Source organism: Nonomuraea monospora, assembly GCF_039531895.1.
Lineage (GTDB): Bacteria > Actinomycetota > Actinomycetes > Streptosporangiales > Streptosporangiaceae > Nonomuraea > Nonomuraea monospora.
The window spans coordinates 159,929-176,362 of record NZ_BAAAQX010000012.1 but is presented as its reverse complement, the minus strand read 5'-3'; the positions used below and the strand labels follow the sequence as shown (position 1 = coordinate 176,362).

Genomic DNA, 16,434 nt, shown 5'->3' with positions numbered 1-16,434 from the left:
GCGGCATGCACAGAGTAGGGATCGGGTGAGAACCGGGTGGCAACGACTAGCGGGGGATCGTTCTGGCGCAGACTCGGCCTGGTGACGGGGGTCACCGCCATGGCCGTGATCGTGGCCGGATGCGGCACGATGGGCGGCACCGAGCAGGGGCCGCCGGCGCCGCGGGAGAGCAGCGCCGCGCCGCGGACGCAGGAGGCGAGTCCGGCGGCGGCGCCGCCGAAGGTGGAGGAGGGCTGGCCCCGCTGGGGCTTCACCCACACGGGCGTCAGCGCCAACAACATCACCCAGGAGTTCGAGCAGGTCGTGGCAGGCCGGCTCGGCGAGACGCCGATGCTGCAGAACCAGCACATCATGGGCTTCGGCGCGCTCAACCCCGAGCCCTACCCCGGGCAGTACTACTGGGAGGACCTCGACAGCCGGATGAACCTCATGCGGCAGTCCAAGGCCACGCCCGTCATCACGCTCTGCTGCGCGCCCGACTGGATGAAGGGCGGCCCCGAGGGCCCCACCGAGGACTCGGCCTGGGGCGAGCACCTGGAGGACGCCCCCTACCCCGAGCACTTCGACGACTTCGCCAAGCTGGCGGCGGCGGTGGCCACCCGCTACAAGGACGTCAAGTACTTCATGGTGTGGAACGAGTTCAAGGGCTTCTGGAAGGACCACGCCAAGCCCGCCGACTACAAGGGCTACACCGAGATGTACAACAAGGTCTACGACGCGGTGAAGAAGGCGCGGCCCGACGCCCAGATCGGCGGCCCGTACCTCGGCTTCGACAGCAACGCGGGCGGCGACACCGAACTGCGCGGCGACTGGGGGGTCGTCAACCAGAACGTGCTCGACGCCTTCGACTACTGGTACGAGAACAAGAAGGGCGCCGACTTCATCGTCGTGGACGGCGCCTCCGTCACCGACGCGCACGAGATGCTGCCGGACGAGTTCAACGCGGTCGACAAGTTCGCCGACGTCACCAAGTGGCTGCGGGAGAAGACCGGCGACATGCCGATCTGGTGGTCGGAGTGGTACTACGAGCCCGAGGACGGCAGCACCAACTGGGCGGAGCCCAAGCGCCTGGCCGTCCAGGCCGCCTCCATGATCACGTTCGTGTCCAGCGGGGCCGCCACCGCGCTCTACTGGAACCCGCAGGCCAAGGACGGCGCGTGCCGGGGCTGCCTGTGGGGGCCCGAGGACGGCGCCGAGACCAAGACCGGGCAGCTCCTGACGAACTTCGTCAAGTGGTTCCCCGCCGGGGTGCAGGTGGACGAGGTGACCTCGTCCGAGCCGTCGGTCAAGGTGCTGGCGCAGCCCGAGCAACTGCTGCTGGTCAACACCGGCGACGGGGACGTGACCACGACGGTGGACGGCAAGGAGTACACGCTCAAGGGCTACGAGATCAAGTGGAGCGCCCGCTGACCGCCCCGGCCGGGCCGGATGCGTTCAGCGAGCGCTTCGCGCGGTGAGGATCACACGTACCCGGTCGAGCCGTCCGGCCTGATCGGCAGCACGCGTTCCCAGCGCACGTAGTCGTCGCTGCCCAGCACCGACTCGTCGATCTCCACCCCCCAGCCGGGACGGTCGGGCCGCAGCTCCAGGTACCCGTCCACCGGCAGGTAAGGGTCGGGGCACCAGGTGGTCTCGCACGGCTTGTACTCGACCAGCTTGAGCCCGTGGTGCGCGGCGGCGAAGTGCACGTTCACCGCCGTCGCCAGCGGGCCCATCGGGTTGTGCGGGGCCACGCTCGCGTAGTGGGCCTCCGCGATCGTGGCGATCCTGCGCATCTGCGCCAGCCCGCCGACCACGCACACGTCCGGCTGGACGATGTCGGCGCCGCCCGCCGTCAGCAGGGCCAGGAAGTCCTGCGGCAGGAACAGCGACTCGCCCGTGGCCAGCGGCACGTCGAGGCGCCCGCGCAGGTGCCCCCAGGCGGGGATGTACTCGGGCCTGATCGGCTCCTCGAACCACAGCGGGTCGTACGGGGCCAGCGCGTTGCCGAGCTGGATGGCCTGGCGCGGCTCGAAGATGCGGGCGTGCGCCTCGAAGGCGAACTCCCACTCCACCGGATGGATCGAGCGGATCTCGGCGAAGTAGTCGGCAGCCTCCTTGACCACGTTGCCCCAGCGGCCCGCGTACAGGTCGCGGCGGTAGGGGCTGAGCTTGAAGGCGGTGAAGCCGTACCGTTCGTGCAGCTCGTGGGTGAGGTCGCGGCAGACGGCCGGGTCGGGCGCGGTGTAGACGCCGCAGTAGACGGGCACGCGGTCGCGGACGTTGCCGCCGAGCAGCATGTAGACCGGCAGCCCAGCCGCCTTGCCTGAGATGTCCCACAACGCCTGGTCGATGGCCGCGATGGCGGCCAGCCCGATCGCGCCGGGCGGGAAGCGCGCCTCCTGCAGCAGCCGCCGCACGACGTACTCCACCCGGCGCGGGTCCACGCCCTCGATCTGCTGGAACATGTACTCCAGGACCGGGATCAGCGCGTGGTCGGGGCCGTGGTTGTAGGCCTCGCCCCAGCCGGACACCCCCTCGTCGGTCTCCACCTTCACCAGCAGGCGGGGGCGGACGTCCACCCGCTGCATGTACGTCCGCAGTGCGGTGATCTTCACTTGGCGTCCTCCTGCCAGGTGGCCAGGATCGCGGCCACCTCCTCCCGTACGGCGGCCGGCAGCGCCCGGCTCGGCGGGCGCACGTCACGGCGGCACAGCCCGAGCTGCGCCAGGGCCTCCTTGACCACCGCCACGTTGTCCGCCGAGGAGTCGGCGCCGCGCAGCTCCTCGAACCTCCTTATCAGCTCCCACACCCGCATCGCCCCGGCCTGGTCGCCGGCCCGCAGCGCGTCGCGCATGCGCAGCGTCAGCGCGGGCGCCGCGGTGACCAGCCCGGAGGTGAAGCCCCGGGCGCCGACCGCCCAGTACGCCGGCGTGTACGGCTCCGCCAGCCCGCACAGCCAGGCGAACCGCTCAAGCCCGGCATCCCGCGCCACCGACGCGAACCTCACCGGGTCGGGCACCGCGTACTTGACGCCGACCACGTTCGGGCAGGCCTCGCCCAGCCGCGCCACCTCCTCGCCGGTGATCCGCGGGCTGCGCAGGTACGGCACGACCCCCAGGCCGGGCACGGCCTCGGCGATCTGCCGGTGGTAGTCCACCCACCCCTCGGCCGCGATGTACGGGTGCACCGGCTGGTGCACCATCACCATGCGGGCGCCGAGGTCGCGTGCCTGCCTGGCGGACTCGGCCGCCGAGAACGCGTCCAGCCCCACCCCGGCCAGCACGGCCGCGTCGTCGCCGGCCGCCGACACGGTCGACTCCAGCACCTGGCGGCGCTCGTCCGGGGTCAGCGCGTAGAACTCGCCGGTGTTGCCGTTGGGCGTGATCACTCGCACGCCCGCGTCGATCAGCCTGCGCACCAGCTTGGCGTTCGCGTCGAGATCGACGGCGCCATCGGCGTCGAAGGGCGTCACGGTGACGGCCGCGACGTCGTTCAGCAGTTCGGTCAGGTCACGCATCGATCAACCTCTGCTCTCTGCGGGCACGTTCTCGTTCAGCGGCCGGACCTTCACCACGAAGCCGTAGATCAGCGTCCCCAGGATGGCCATCGCCCCGGCGAACAACATGGGGCCCGTGTAGGAGTCGCCGCTCATCGTCAGGAAGAACCCGATGAGGATCGGGCTGATGATGTTGCCGATCTGCGAGCCGAAGTTCTGGAAGCCCGCGACCGACCCGACCACCGACGGGGCGGGGGCCACCTCGGCGGGCAGGCTGAGGATGGCGGCGCCGGCGAAGGAGTGGGCGCAGTTGCTGATCGACAGCAGCACCATCACGGCCACGTTCCCGTCGACGAACGTGGTCAGCGCGATCGTGGAGGCCAGCAGCATGCCGGTGATGATGGGCAGCTTGCGGGCGCGGGAGATGGGCACGCCGCGGCGTACCAGCCAGTCGGAGAACGCGCCGCCCGCGATCGTGGCGCCCACGGCGAGCAGGGACGGGATCGAGCCGAACACGCCCAGCTCCAGGATCGTGAAGCCGCGGTCCTCGACCAGGTAGCTCGGGTACCAGGTGAGGAAGAACGCGCCGGTCGCCGAACGGCAGATGTAGCCGAGCACCAGGCCCCAGACGGTGGGGTAGCGCAGCAGCTCCACCCAGCGCATGCGCGGCCCGGTCTCGGGCACGGCGGCGTCGCCGCCCTCGATGTAGTCGAGCTCGGCCTGGGAGATGCGGGGGTGGTCCTGCGGCGAGCGGTAGATCTTCCACCAGCCGATCACCCACACCATGCCGACCACGCCGATCACCACGAACGCCGCGCGCCACCCGAAGGCCGCGATCAGCGCGGTGACGACCGGCACGGACAGGGCCACGCCGACCTGCTGCCCGGTGTCGAACAGGCTGGAGGCCAGCGCCCGTTCCCTGCGCGGGAACCAGGCGGAGACCACCTTGATGTTGGCGGGCTGCACCGGCGCCTCGCCGATGCCGAGGCCGAGCCGGGTCACCAGCAGCGTGCCGACGCCGTGGGCCAGGGCCGTCGCGGCCGTCCACAGCGACCACCACACGACGGCGATCGGATAGATGAGGCGGGGGCCGAAACGGTCGAGCAGCCACCCGGAGGGGAGCTGGAAGATCGCGTACGTCCAGAAGAACGAGCTGAGCAGGATCCCCTTCGTGGTCTGGTCGAAGCCCAGTTCGTCCTGCATGTAGGTGCTGGCGACGCTGAGGGCGGAGCGGTCGAGGTAGGCGATGGTCAGGCCGAGGCCCGACAGCGTGATGATCGTCCAGCGGAGTCGGGACCGTGCGCGTCGCGCTGTCGCGGGCACGGCCGGGGCGGGTGTTGCGGAGTTAGACTGCATTCGAGCTCCAGGCTGCAGGTCAGTGCAGTGGTCACGCCGGACCGCCGGCTCGTGAGCCCGCCGGTCGCCGCGCCAACGGCGTCCGGGCGGGGATCCGTCCGGTCCGGGTGTCCAAGTGAACGGAGCCGTCTTTGCCGGTGTGGTCCGTGTCCGCGGGCCACACCGGACGGCCGGGTTTCGGGTCTCCTGTCGGTGAGGTTTCTTCAAGTCCTAATTCACGCGACTGTAACTCAAAGAGCGGTCATATACGAGATGCGATGTACGATATCTTTCATCTCATGAGTGAGGTCATGGCGTCTCCGGTCTTCTCCGGGCAGCCCAGGTCGCTGTCCTCGCGCGGCACGGTCGTCCTGGAGGCGATCAAGCACGCGATCCTGACCGGCGCGCTCCCGCCCGGCCGCCAGCTCGTCGAGACCGAGCTGGCCCAGCAGCTCGGCGTCTCCAAGACCCCCGTGCGCGAGGCGCTCAAGACGCTCGCGGGCGCGGGGCTGGTGACGATGAGCGAGTACAAGGGCGCCACCGTCCGCACCGTGGACGACGCGCTGATGGAATGGGTCTACGACCTGCGCCTGCTGCTGGAGCCCGAGGCGGTCACCCGCACGGTCGAGCGCGGCGCCGACCTGGCCCCGGCCGCAGAGGCGCTGCGCCGCGCCGACACCGCCGCCGACCGCGCCGACCGCAGCCTGGCCAACCGCGACTTCCACCGCGCCCTGTACGCCGGCTGCGGCAACCCGCTGCTCGTCAGCACCCTCGACTCGCTGCGCGACCAGACCGCGCTCATCTCCGCGGCGGCCTGGGAACGCGTCCCCACCTGGGAGGCCGAGGCCGAAGAGCACCGCGAGATCCTGCGGGCCGCCCAGGCAGGCTCCGCCGCCGAGGCGGCGGAGCTGCTGCGGGCGCACGTGTGCGGGTTCGTCGAACGGGTCAGGCGGAGCGGCGGCCTGTGATCCACGTCTCAGCCTGACCTTTGCCAGGAGCCGGGCCCGCGCGCGTCCCTACGATGATCAACGATCATTGGGAGGGAGCACGTTGTCAGGGCAGGAACGCGTTCGGGCCATCCTGGAGAGCCGTCACGCGCAGCGGGCGGTCATCCTGGTCATCGTCGTCAACGCGATCACCATCGGCTGCGAGACCAGCGTCTACCTGATGGCGCGGGCCGGCGGCCTGCTGCACGCCATCGACCGGGTCGCGCTGGCCGTCTTCACGGTGGAGCTGGCCGCCCGCCTCTACGCCTACCGCAGGGCGTTCTTCAAGGACCCGTGGAACTGGTTCGACGCGATCATCGTCGTGGTCGCGCTCGTGCCGTCGTCAGGACCCACGTCCGTGCTGCGCGCCCTGCGCATCCTGCGGGCGCTGCGGCTGGTCTCGGCCGTGCCCAGCATGCGCCGCGTGGTCGGCGCGCTGCTCGCCGCGGTGCCCGGCATGGCCTCCATCATCGGCCTGCTGGTGCTGATGATCTACATCGCGGCCGTCATCGCCACCAAGCTCTTCGGCGACATCGTGCCGGAACGCTTCGACGAGCTGCCCCGCTCGCTGTTCACGCTGTTCCAGATCATGACCGGCGACGACTGGGGCAACGTCGCCCAGGAGGTCATGGAGCAGAAGCCGTGGGCGTGGATCTTCTTCATCGTCTACATCCTCATGTCCACCTTTGTGGCGCTGAACCTGTTCATCGCGGTCGTCGTCAACGCCATGAACGAGGAGGGCGAGACCCCGCCGGAGCTGGCCGCCGTCAAGGAGGAGCTGGCCGCCGTGAACGCCAAGCTGGATCAGCTTCTGATGCGTGAGCGCCAGGAGGAACTCCGCCCCGCGGCCGATCGTTGACGCGGGCGTCACACGTTTCCGATCTTCGGCCGACAGGGAGAACAAGAGCCGTGGTCTTCAAGAGGATGCTGGGTGCGTTCGGAGTGGGCGCGCCGACGGTGGACACCGTGCTGTCCACACCGCGTACCCGGCCGGGCGGCACGCTGGAGGGCGAGGTGCGGCTCAAGGGCGGCGACTTCGACGCCGAGATCGAGCACATCACCCTCGGCCTGGTCGCGCGGGTCGAGATCGAGCACGGGGACGGCGAGAGCGCCGGGCTCAGCGAGTTCGGCAGCGTCCGCGTCTCCGGCCCCTTCACCCTGCGCAAGGGCGAGGACCGCACCGTCGGCTTCCAGATCTCCGTCCCGTGGGAGGCCCCGATCAGCGAGATCGCCGGCCAGCCGCTGCGGGGCATGGCCGTCGGCGTGCGCACCGAGCTGGCCATCGCCAAGGCCGTCGACAAGGGCGACCTCGACATGGTGGCCGTCGAGCCGCTGCCCTCCCAGCTCCGCATCCTGGAGTCGTTCCTCCAGCTCGGCTTCGCCTTCAAGTCCGCCGACCTGGAGGCCGGCCACCTGTACGGGGTGCGGCAGGAGCTGCCGTTCTACCAGGAGATCGAGTTCTACCCCACCGGGCACTACGCGGGCCGGGTGGGCGAGATCGAGGTCACCTTCGTCGCCGACCCGGCGGGGCTGCAGGTGGTGCTGGAGGCCGACAAGCGCACCGGCCGCTACTCCTCCAGCGACGCCATCGGCCGCTTCCACGTCAGCCATGAGGACGCTTTGCGTACGGACTGGGCGGGGGAGCTGGGGCGGTGGCTCGACAGCCTGTCCCAGTACGGCGGGCACGCGCCCTTCGGCGGCGGCCACCACGACGGCCATCACGACGAGCATCACGGCGGGCACCACGGCGGGCCCGGTATGGGCATGGTGGTCGCCGCGGGTGCTGCCGGTGTGGTCGGCGGGCTCGTGGCCGGTGAGGTCGTCGAGGAGGTCGTGGAGGAGTTCTTCGAGGGGGATGACGAGGGCGGCGACTGGTGACGCGCCGCTGACCCGGCTTCCCAGCCGCTGACCTGGCTGTCCGCTCAGCCGATCTGGCTTTCCGGCCGCAGATCGGGTTTTCCGGCCACGGGCCCGGTTTTCCGGCCACGGGACCGTCCGTGGCCGGGAAGCCGGGCGTCACTTCGACAGGACCGGGATCGTCGTGAAGTCGTCGATGGTCCCGTCCGGCCAGGTGATCTTCCGGTCGCCGATCGCGGGCGGCTCCCCGCCGTCGCCCAGCAGGAGCGCGGCGGCGTACCAGCGGCCGGGTCTCACCTCCCCAGGCGTCGCACACCACGGCACCAGCGTGCGCTCACCCAGCGGCGTCCCCGCCACCTCCACGCCGGACGCGCTCAGCCCCGCCCCACCGATCACCCGCGTGGCGGGGCCGTGCTCCGGCGCGGGCCAGCCGCCCACCCGCAGCCCCCGCGCCCGCCCGTCCACCCGGGTCAGCCGAACCTCCCAGGCCCCCCGCACGAGCGACACGACCTCCACCTCAGGCCCGTGCCGCATCTCCGCGCCCGCCCTGGAGTAACCGTGATCGGGCCCAGGACCCTGCTCCCCCCAGTGCGCCCGCCAGCGCGACGACCCCACCACGGTGCCCGACGGCAGCACGTCCAAGGCCCCGGCCGTGAACCCGGTCCGGTGACTGGCCCGCCCCTCCTCGTCCAGCACCACCACCGACTGGTCCAGCGGATCACCCGCGAGCAGCGGGAAGGTGGCCGTCGAGTACCCCAGCCGCGCGTACAGCGGCGCGTCGGCCAGGTCGGAGCCCGGATACGAATGGTCGGTGCCGTGGTTGACGACGCGCACCACACCGTCCGCCCGCGTGCCGCTCACCAGCCATCCGGGAGCCCGCACGACCCGCGTGAAGTCGCCCCGCTCCACCGGCAGCGGCTCCTCCACGGCCGTCCACACCGGATGGCCGGCCGGCAACGCCAGCCCGTACAGGCCCTTGGCGGCCCAGTACGGCGAGCCGGGGCCGGAGTAGTCCTGCGCGATCGCCCGGTGGGGGCCGTGCCAGCCCAGCGTGAGTATCCCGTCCTCGCCGGGCGCGCCGTGCCCGGCGAAGTGCCGCACGATGCCGGACGCGGCCCTGCGCAGCAGCCCAGGCGAGCCGACCCCGGCCCTGGCGCCCACCCAGAACGGCGTGGCGGCGGCGAAGCGGTAGGCGAGGCTGCGGCCCTGGATCAGCGGCGAGCCGTCGGCGCCGACCAGGTGCACAGCGTGGTCCAGGAACCGTTCGAGGCGCGCCAGGTGGCGGGGGTCGGGCGGCAGGCCCGCCATCTCGCGCCACAGCGGCGGGTAGAAGTGCAGCGCCCAGCCGGCGTAGTGGTCGTAGGCGCGTTCCGAGCCGTCGGCGTACCAGCCGTCCGCACGTTCGAAGCTCTCCGACAGCGCCAGGCCGGCGTCGATGTCCTCCTGCTCGTACGGGCCGCCGACCGAGGCCAGGAACTGCTCCACGACGATCTGGAACCACACCCAGTTGATCGGCGGGTAGCCGGACCCGACGGCCGGCGCCAGGTAGTCCACCACCTGCTCGCGCACCGTCGATGTCAGCCGGTCCCACAGCCACGGCCTCGTCAGGTGCAGGACCAGCGCGAGTGAGGCGGCCTCCACCTTGGCCTGGCCGTGCTCGTCCAGCCGGACCCAGCGGTCGGGGTGGTGCGGGTCGGTGCCGGCCGCGATGCCCCGCGCGTACCACTCCATCAGGTTCAGCGGGTCGCGCCCGCCCTCGCCCGCGACCCGGAACCCGGCCGCGAGGAACGTCCGCGCGAAGCCCTCCAGGGCGTCCACGTCGGGGCCGTAGCCGCCGGGCTCGCCGGGGAAGCTGATGCGGGCGTGGGAGGGGGAGGCGTGGCGGCGGGCCGCCAGCAGCAGGCGGTCGGCCAGCCCGGCCCAGTGCTCCCTGGTCCAGCCCGTGTAGGGGGAGATCACCCAGCCAAGGAACCACGCCGGGGCCGCCTCCCACAAGCGGCGCCGGGGCGGACACATTCGTCCACCTCGCGGGTGAGCACTACCTGACCATCGGGTGCTCGCCCGCCCGCGACCTGCCCGAGCATGCTGGCCCCATAGCCCGGAACGGGGGGGCGGAGTCATGGATGCGCTGACGGCCGCGGGTCTGGGGGCCGTCGGGGGAGCGGTCATCGAGATCCTGTACGTGTGGAGCTCGCTGACGGCTTGGCAGCAGGCTCGCAGGAAGGCCAGGTCGCAACGGAAGGGCGGCAAGCTGCCGCGGCTGGACGAGTACCTCGATCCGGTCGCGGACTCGCTCGTGGCCGCTACCCGGCTGGCGCTGGGGGCGGCGGCGTGCCTGCTGTTCAAGGACCAGATCACCGGCACCATGGCGGCCATCGCGGTCGGGGCCTCGGCGCCCGCGCTGCTGCGCCAGGTCGGGACGTTGCGCTCGTTGCGCTCGTTGCGTCAGGTTCCCGACGCTCCGGCGGAGCAGGCGCGAGAGGCGGCGCCGTGAGCGCCGTCCGGGCGCGGAGAGGTCGCGTCGTGAGCGCCGTCCTGGCGCGGCCGGTGACGCCGTGAGCGCCGCCCAGCGCGGGGAGCGCACCTTGGCGCGACGGTACTGGGATGCGCTCATCGACAGCCGCCCGTACGAGCTGGGTGACCTGCGGGTGCGCTGCGACCTCAGCCTGTGGCAGCGCTACTGGATCGCCCTCCTCGGCCTGCCGCCACCACCCGCGCCGGAGCCGCTTCTCGCCGCAGAGCCCGCCGCGCCCGATCGGCCCGCCGCCGCAGAGCCGTCCGCGCCCGAGCGGCGCCGACCGCCCGCCGCCGAGCCCGCGCGGGCACGGTGGACGTCGTCGCTCGGCCGGGTCCTGCTCCCCGTGGCGATGACGGGAACGCTGGTCACCGCGGGCGTGCTCGCGTTCCGCCCGCTCACCACCCAGGACCCCATCGCGGGCGGTTCCGCGACCACCCCACCGGCGGCCACCCTCACGGCGACGCCCGCGGGAACCCCGCTCTACGACGACGTCGCCTCCCTCCCCGTCCCGACGGCCAAGAACGCGATGGACCTGTGGAAACTCACCCCGGACGGCCCCGCCCCCGCCGAGGCGGGCGACGCGGACCTGGTCCTGGCCCGCGACGGCATCCACGTCGACCAGAACCGAACCTTGGCTGTCACGTCCCGCGAGCAGTGCCGCCGCAGCCCGCCCGTCGAGGGCGTCACCGTCGGGGAGAGGCGGGCCAGGCCGCACCAGCGCCTGTGCATCCTGACCCACGCCTCCGACCTCGCGTACGTCATCTTCGCCGACCCCAACGCAGGCAGGGTGAACGTGGCGATCACGCTGTGGGCCGCCGGTTAGAAGGTGACCAGCGGGTCCCCCAGGAAGTCGGCGATGAAGTTGACGAAGAAGAACCCGAAGAACAGGAAGTTGAGCACCAGGATGACGTAGTGCCAGGGCCGCGGGCGGGCCGGGCGCGGCAGCTTGCTGTTCAGGTACATGAGCAGGAACGGGTAGATCAGCGCCCCCAGGTTCGACATGTTCGCCGACCATTCGACCAGCCCCACGGGCAGCGACTGGAAGATGACGATCGAGATGATGACGAGCAGCAGGAGCATGAACGGGTAGTAGAAGCGGCGCGGGTCGCCCTCGATGAGCCGGCGCAGGCGCGGGCTGGTGGCGTTGGCGGCGTCGGTCGTCACCCGGACCATGGCCTCGAAGATGCCGAGCTGCGTGGAGAACAGGATCAGCACCCCGACCACGAGCGCCACGTAGAAGGCCACCTGCCCGTACTGGTCGCCGAGGACGCTGGCGACGAACGTGGGCACGTTCGCCCGGGTGGGCTTCTCGCCCGAGATCGCGACCGCCTGCGACATGAGGAGGGTGGGCAGCAGCATGCCGAGGATGGCGCCGACGAAGAAGACGCCCCACATGTCCACCATGAGCAGCCGGTACCAGCGCCGCCACAGGCCGCGGTTGCGCTCGTCGTCGGGGAAGGTGACGCCGCTGGCCAGGATCGCGCGCCGCTCGCCGCGCAGCCCGGAGATGAAGCCGACGCGGTGGCCCATGCCGTAGCCCTTGTCGCGGTAGTGGCCCATCACGTACCAGTTCAGGCCGGAGGCCAGGGCGGTGAACCCGGCCAGGCCGCCGAGCTGGGTGGCGGTGATCCCGGCGGGCGGGGCGGCCGGGGTGATGAAGCCACGGATGCCCTCCCACCACATGCTGAACGGGACGACGAGCAGGTCCACGGCCAGCAGGGCGATCAGGATCGTGCTGACCATCACCCAGTTGGCCAGCTCCAGCGCGCGGCTGATGCGGCGGGCGGCGGCGGTGATGAGGAACACCACCACGAGCAGGCCGATGGCCCAGAAGCGCGGCTCGGCGTCGTCGGCGGCCGGCGGGACGCCGTGCACCAGCGCGTACACGCCCTGCCCTGCCGAGGCGGCCCAGCCGCCCGCGATGAACGCGAAGATGACGATGAGGACGGACAGCGGCACCCACAACATCCAGCCGGGCGGCACCCGCCCCCAGCCGACCACGGGCGTCTCGCCGGTGGCCAGGACGTAGCGGGAGCACTCGACGTTGTAGAACGTCTGCAGCAGCGCCGAGACCAGGATGACCCAGCCGACGCCGACGAATCCGTACTGCCCCACGTTGAGGGGGCCCAGCAGCCACTCGCCGCTGCCGATCGAGATGCCCAGGGCGATCAGGCTCGGACCGACGGCGTACTTGAACAGTTCCTTGAAGCCGATTCTCTGAACCTTGAAGACTTCTTCGGGGGTGGGCAGGTCGGTGACTTCGAGATCGGGACGGCTGACTCCGAGTGGGTGCGACATGTCAGTGCCTCCTGTGGCCCCCAGGGTGATCCCGAAGGGCGGAGGCAGCAAGACCCAAAAGCGGGTTGTGTCAGGCGTACTGGAGATCGGCCTTGACGATGCGCCCGTTCCCGACGGTGAAGTCGTAGTGCGCCCGCCAGCCGCCGGATCCGCCGGGAGCCCAGTGGACGAGCAGCTTCTGCCCGTCCGCCCGCCGGCCGGCGATCGACAGCACCCGCAACGTCCCGCCGATCACCTCGGCGTCCGCCCACCGCCTGATGGCGTCATGTCCCTTGATGCTCCGGCTGACGTCGACGATCTCGGCGTCCGGGGCGAAGGAGGCGACCAGGGCGTCCAGGTCGCCGGCGTTGACCGCGTCCACGTACGCCTGCGCCGCCCCCTCCACCGCGACCGGCCCCGCGCTGCCCGAAGCCGAGGGCGGGGTCGCGGCCGGGCTGCCGCAGCTCACAACCAGGAGGACAAGGAGCGTCGCACCGAGAAGAGTTCGCATGCCCCCGATCTTGCGGCGGCGTCGCGCATCCCGTCCAAGACCTGTCGCCATAACCGGTGGCTATGGCACAGGAGGCCACAAACCGACGAGACAGTTCCGGGCGTGGCGTTACACGGCGTTCCGGGGTCAGCTACGTACAGTGAGGAACCGATGTCACCATCGTGACTACAGGGGGAGATCATGAAACGTACGCTCATAGCGGCAGGTGGCGCACTCGCCACGGCCGCTGCACTCGTCGCGCTGGCCGGTCCGGCCGGCGCCGTGCCGTCGTACTGCAACCTGAGCCTGTCCGACGCCTCGCGCTCGGTCGGCATCGACGCCTGGGGCGTCTTCGCGGGGCAGCGCGAGGCCGACGCGTGCGAGAGCGACCACGGCACGGCCCACGACAAGTGGGACAACGGTTCCAGCTGGGGCAACGACCACGGCAACGACCACGGCTGGGACAACGGCAACAACTGGGGCAACGGCAACAACTGGGGCAACGGCAACAACTGGGGCAACGGCAACAACTGGGGCGCCAACAACTGGGGCGTTAACAACTGGGGCAACGGGGACAACGGCACCTGGGGCAACCAGGGCCACGGCTACACCACCAACTGGGCCTCGCCGGTCAGTCGCGGCTGGGGCCTTCGCGGCACGTGGGGCTCGCGCGGCTCCGGCTGGCCCGCCTCGCCTTACCGCTTCTGAGCAGAGGCCGGCCAGTCCGGCGTGGTCCCGGGGCACTCTCACGTGACCCGGGACCTTGTCATTGCCTGAACGAGGGCGCGGCCGGGGGTGGCCGCCGCCCTCACCGATCGACGATCTCGTTCTTCCCGATCACCACGACCCCGCCCCTGGTCAGCGCGAACCGTGTCCGGTCGTATTCGAGGTCGAAGCCGATCCGCGCCCCGTCCGGGATCACCACGTTCTTGTCGATGATCGCCTTGCGCACGACCGCGCCCCGCCCCACCTTGACGTTCTCCATCAGCACGGAGTCCTCCACCAGTGAGTGCGAGTGGAGCACCACCTTCGGCGACAGGATCGACCTGATCGCCGTGCCGCCGGAGACGATCACGCCGGGCGACACCAGCGAGTCGATCGCCCGCCCCACCCGGTCGCCGTCGTTGTGCACGAACTTGGCCGGCGGCAGCGGGTCGTGCCCGGTGAAGATCGGCCACTTGTCGTTGTACAGGTTGAAGATCGGGTGCGCCGAGATGAGGTCCATGTGGGCCTCGTAGTACGCGTCCAGTGTCCCCACGTCGCGCCAGTAGCCGCGATCGCGCTCGCTGGAGCCGGGCACCAGGTTGTTGGCGAAGTCGTACACGTCGGCGCCGCCCGACTTGACCAGCATCGGGATGATGTTGCCGCCCAGGTCGTGCTTGCTCGTCGGGTCGAGCGCGTCCTCGCGCAGCGCGTCGATCATCGACTGCGTCTTGAACACGTAGTTGCCCATCGAGGCGTACACCTCGTCGGGGGAGTCGGCCAGCCCCACCGCGTCCTTCGGCTTCTCCCTGAAGGCCACGATCCTGCGGCCCTCGGGGTCGGTCTCGATCACGCCGAACTGGTCGGCCAGCGACAGCGGCTGCCGGATGGCCGCCACCGTCACGTCGGCGCCCGAATCCTCGTGCTGCTCGACCATCTGCCGCGGATCCATCCGGTAGATGTGGTCGGCGCCGAACACGATCACGTGCTCGGGCATCTCGTCGTAGATCAGGTTCAGGTTCTGGAACAACGCGTCGGCGGAGCCGGAGAACCAGCGCGGCCCGAGCCGCTGCTGCGCGGGCACCGGCGTGACGTAGTTGCCCAGCATCGCCGACAACCGCCAGGTCCGTGACACATGCCGGTCGAGACTGTGGTTCTTGTACTGCGTCAACACGACGATCTTCAGGAAGCCGCCGTTGGCGAGGTTGGACAGCACGAAATCGATGAGCCGGTACATCCCGCCGAACGGCACCGCTGGTTTGGCCCGATCCGCCGTGAGCGGCATGAGCCTCTTGCCCTCTCCACCTGCCAGCACGACCGCAAGCACCCTCCGGGACCTCATGTCCAGGACGCTACCCTCAAATGGCCGATCTATCGACGAAACCCCGCCCGGCAAGCTCCAATCTTGTCCGGTTTTGGGATCCAATGTACGAACCGGGCTTGCCGAGCTTGGGCTTGTCGATGTGTTTTTCTTGCCTAGACCCCCCTTAAGGTCGTCTCATGCGTGTTGATCTGCTCAGCCGGGAGTATCCGCCCGAGGTGTACGGCGGGGCCGGGGTGCACATGGAGTACCTCGCCAGGGAGCTGCGGAAGCTGGCCGACGTACGCGTGCGCTGCTTCGGCGCCGACCGCGCCGAGCCCGGCGTCTCCGCCTACCGCGTGCCGGCCGGGCTGAGCGACGCCAACGCCGCGCTGCAGGTGCTCGGCGTCGACCTGGAGATGGCCGCCGCCTGCGCGGGCGCCGACGTCGTGCACTCCCACACGTGGTACGCCAACTTCGCCGGCCACGTCGCCAAGCTGCTGCACGGGACGCCCCACGTGATCACCACGCACAGCCTGGAGCCGCTGCGCCCGTGGAAGGCCGAGCAGCTCGGCGGCGGCTACACGATCTCGTCCTGGGCCGAGCGCACGGCCCTGGCCGCCGCCGACGCGGTCGTGGCCGTCTCCGACGGCATGCGCGCCGACGTCCTGGCCGCCTACCCGGAGATCCCGCCGGAGAAGGTCACCGTCATCCACAACGGCATCGACACCGCCCAGTACGCTCCCGACCCGGCCACCGACGTGCTGACCAAGCACGGCGTGGACCCGGGCCGCCCGTACGTCGTCTTCGTCGGCCGCATCACCCGCCAGAAGGGCCTGGTCCACCTCCTGCACGCGGCCCGCTCCTTCGACCCGGCCGCCCAGCTCGTGCTCTGCGCGGGCGCGCCCGACACGCCGGAGATCGCCGCCGAGGTGACCGAGCTGGTGCGCGGGCTCGACCGCGACGGCGTGTTCTGGATCCAGGAGATGCTGCCCAAGCCCGAGGTGATCCAGCTACTGACGCACGCCACCGTGTTCGTCTGCCCGTCGGTCTACGAGCCGATGGGCATCGTCAACCTGGAGGCGATGGCCTGCGAGACCGCGGTCGTGGCCACGGCGACGGGCGGCATCCCCGAGGTGGTGGCCGACGGCGCGACGGGGCTGCTGGTGCCCGTCTCGCAGGCCGCCGACGGCACCCCGCACGACCCGGAGCGCTTCGCCGCCGACCTGGCCGACCGGGTCAACGCCCTGCTGGGGGATCCGGCGCGGGCGCGGGCCATGGGCGAGGCGGGGCGGGCGCGCGCCATCGAGCACTTCTCGTGGACGCGCATCGCCGAGCGCACCCTGGACCTGTACGCCTCCGTGGGCGCCTGACCCCCGACGGCTCGGCTCGCTGAGGTCCCTGCGCCGATGGCCGCCGGAGCCACGCGACCTGGCCGACGCCTCCCGGAGGCTCAGACGAGGCCGCGGCGGCTGGCCTGGGCGCCCGCCT

The 16,434-nt window shown here is 71.0% G+C and carries 15 protein-coding genes; 8 read left to right on the top strand and 7 right to left on the bottom strand.

The window, feature by feature from the left end; genetic code table 11:
- Window positions 1-81 precede the first annotated feature (81 nt).
- A complete protein-coding gene (locus tag ABD331_RS24530; protein ID WP_344478838.1) occupies window positions 82-1,410 on the top strand; it encodes a GH39 family glycosyl hydrolase in 1,329 nt (442 codons plus the stop codon).
- A gap of 50 nt (window positions 1,411-1,460) precedes the next feature.
- On the opposite strand, the gene ABD331_RS24525 is transcribed toward ABD331_RS24530, so the two are convergent.
- From ABD331_RS24525 to ABD331_RS24515, 3 genes are read right to left on the bottom strand one after another with little or no spacing between them, the layout of a single operon-like run.
- The gene (locus ABD331_RS24525; protein WP_344478836.1) at window positions 1,461-2,597 is read right to left on the bottom strand and encodes a mandelate racemase/muconate lactonizing enzyme family protein; all 1,137 of its coding nucleotides are present in this window, start codon (window positions 2,595-2,597) and stop codon (window positions 1,461-1,463) included.
- The gene (locus ABD331_RS24520; protein WP_344478833.1) at window positions 2,594-3,499 is read right to left on the bottom strand and encodes a dihydrodipicolinate synthase family protein; all 906 of its coding nucleotides are present in this window, start codon (window positions 3,497-3,499) and stop codon (window positions 2,594-2,596) included. Before ABD331_RS24520 ends, ABD331_RS24525 begins: the two co-directional genes overlap by 4 nt.
- A gap of 3 nt (window positions 3,500-3,502) precedes the next feature.
- Window positions 3,503-4,834, bottom strand: a complete 1,332-nt coding sequence (locus ABD331_RS24515; RefSeq protein ID WP_344478831.1) for an MFS transporter — start codon at window positions 4,832-4,834, stop codon at window positions 3,503-3,505.
- Between the two features lie 278 nt (window positions 4,835-5,112).
- On the opposite strand from ABD331_RS24515, the gene ABD331_RS24510 reads away from it, so the two are divergent.
- From ABD331_RS24510 to ABD331_RS24500, 3 genes are all read left to right on the top strand, one after another.
- Window positions 5,113-5,781 (top strand): GntR family transcriptional regulator, encoded by a 669-nt coding sequence (locus ABD331_RS24510; protein WP_344478828.1) that lies wholly within the window; start codon window positions 5,113-5,115, stop codon window positions 5,779-5,781.
- Window positions 5,782-5,863: 82 nt separating this feature from the next.
- Window positions 5,864-6,658 carry an ion transporter gene (locus tag ABD331_RS24505; protein ID WP_344478826.1) on the top strand — a complete coding sequence of 265 codons (795 nt, stop codon included), beginning with the start codon at window positions 5,864-5,866 and terminating at the stop codon, window positions 6,656-6,658.
- Window positions 6,659-6,708: 50 nt separating this feature from the next.
- Window positions 6,709-7,677 carry a sporulation protein gene (locus ABD331_RS24500; protein WP_344478824.1) on the top strand — a complete coding sequence of 323 codons (969 nt, stop codon included), beginning with the start codon at window positions 6,709-6,711 and terminating at the stop codon, window positions 7,675-7,677.
- Window positions 7,678-7,815: 138 nt separating this feature from the next.
- Here ABD331_RS24500 and ABD331_RS24495 read toward each other — a convergent pair whose 3' ends face one another.
- Window positions 7,816-9,615, bottom strand: coding sequence for a DUF2264 domain-containing protein (locus tag ABD331_RS24495; RefSeq protein ID WP_344478821.1), 1,800 nt, complete (start codon window positions 9,613-9,615; stop codon window positions 7,816-7,818).
- A gap of 160 nt (window positions 9,616-9,775) precedes the next feature.
- Here ABD331_RS24495 and ABD331_RS24490 point away from each other — a divergent pair, with 160 nt between their 5' ends.
- Window positions 9,776-10,150, top strand: coding sequence for a hypothetical protein (locus ABD331_RS24490; protein ID WP_344478819.1), 375 nt, complete (start codon window positions 9,776-9,778; stop codon window positions 10,148-10,150).
- Between the two features lie 91 nt (window positions 10,151-10,241).
- Complete coding sequence (locus ABD331_RS24485; RefSeq protein WP_344478817.1) at window positions 10,242-10,997, top strand: hypothetical protein; 756 nt, start codon at window positions 10,242-10,244, stop codon at window positions 10,995-10,997.
- Here ABD331_RS24485 and ABD331_RS24480 read toward each other — a convergent pair.
- The gene (locus tag ABD331_RS24480; protein ID WP_344478814.1) at window positions 10,994-12,472 is read right to left on the bottom strand and encodes an Nramp family divalent metal transporter; all 1,479 of its coding nucleotides are present in this window, start codon (window positions 12,470-12,472) and stop codon (window positions 10,994-10,996) included. The two genes, ABD331_RS24485 and ABD331_RS24480, sit on opposite strands and share 4 nt — an antisense overlap.
- 70 nt (window positions 12,473-12,542) lie before the next feature.
- Window positions 12,543-12,962, bottom strand: a complete 420-nt coding sequence (locus tag ABD331_RS24475; protein WP_344478811.1) for a nuclear transport factor 2 family protein — start codon at window positions 12,960-12,962, stop codon at window positions 12,543-12,545.
- Window positions 12,963-13,142: 180 nt separating this feature from the next.
- Between ABD331_RS24475 and ABD331_RS24470 the strand changes: the two genes are divergently transcribed.
- Window positions 13,143-13,649 carry a hypothetical protein gene (locus ABD331_RS24470; RefSeq protein ID WP_344478808.1) on the top strand — a complete coding sequence of 169 codons (507 nt, stop codon included), beginning with the start codon at window positions 13,143-13,145 and terminating at the stop codon, window positions 13,647-13,649.
- 100 nt (window positions 13,650-13,749) lie between these two features.
- Here the strand turns inward: ABD331_RS24470 and glgC are convergent, their stop codons facing one another.
- Entirely contained in the window at window positions 13,750-14,985 is a 1,236-nt protein-coding gene (gene glgC, locus ABD331_RS24465) for a glucose-1-phosphate adenylyltransferase (protein WP_344478806.1), read from the bottom strand.
- 158 nt (window positions 14,986-15,143) lie between these two features.
- On the opposite strand from glgC, the gene glgA reads away from it, so the two are divergent.
- Entirely contained in the window at window positions 15,144-16,316 is a 1,173-nt protein-coding gene (gene glgA / locus ABD331_RS24460) for a glycogen synthase (RefSeq protein WP_344478804.1), read from the top strand.
- Window positions 16,317-16,434: the final 118 nt, after the last annotated feature.

Bases quoted from the DNA above. Each gene is read 5' to 3' on its own strand.
- glgC (WP_344478806.1), bottom strand. From the start codon at position 14,985: ATGAGGTCCCGGAGGGTGCTTGCGGTCGTGCTGGCAGGTGGAGAGGGC.
- ABD331_RS24510 (WP_344478828.1), top strand. From the start codon at position 5,113: ATGAGTGAGGTCATGGCGTCTCCGGTCTTCTCCGGGCAGCCCAGGTCG.
- ABD331_RS24475 (WP_344478811.1), bottom strand. From the start codon at position 12,962: ATGCGAACTCTTCTCGGTGCGACGCTCCTTGTCCTCCTGGTTGTGAGC.
- ABD331_RS24515 (WP_344478831.1), bottom strand. From the start codon at position 4,834: ATGCAGTCTAACTCCGCAACACCCGCCCCGGCCGTGCCCGCGACAGCG.
- ABD331_RS24470 (WP_344478808.1), top strand. From the start codon at position 13,143: ATGAAACGTACGCTCATAGCGGCAGGTGGCGCACTCGCCACGGCCGCT.
- glgA (WP_344478804.1), top strand. From the start codon at position 15,144: ATGCGTGTTGATCTGCTCAGCCGGGAGTATCCGCCCGAGGTGTACGGC.
- ABD331_RS24490 (WP_344478819.1), top strand. From the start codon at position 9,776: ATGGATGCGCTGACGGCCGCGGGTCTGGGGGCCGTCGGGGGAGCGGTC.
- ABD331_RS24480 (WP_344478814.1), bottom strand. From the start codon at position 12,472: ATGTCGCACCCACTCGGAGTCAGCCGTCCCGATCTCGAAGTCACCGAC.
- ABD331_RS24520 (WP_344478833.1), bottom strand. From the start codon at position 3,499: ATGCGTGACCTGACCGAACTGCTGAACGACGTCGCGGCCGTCACCGTG.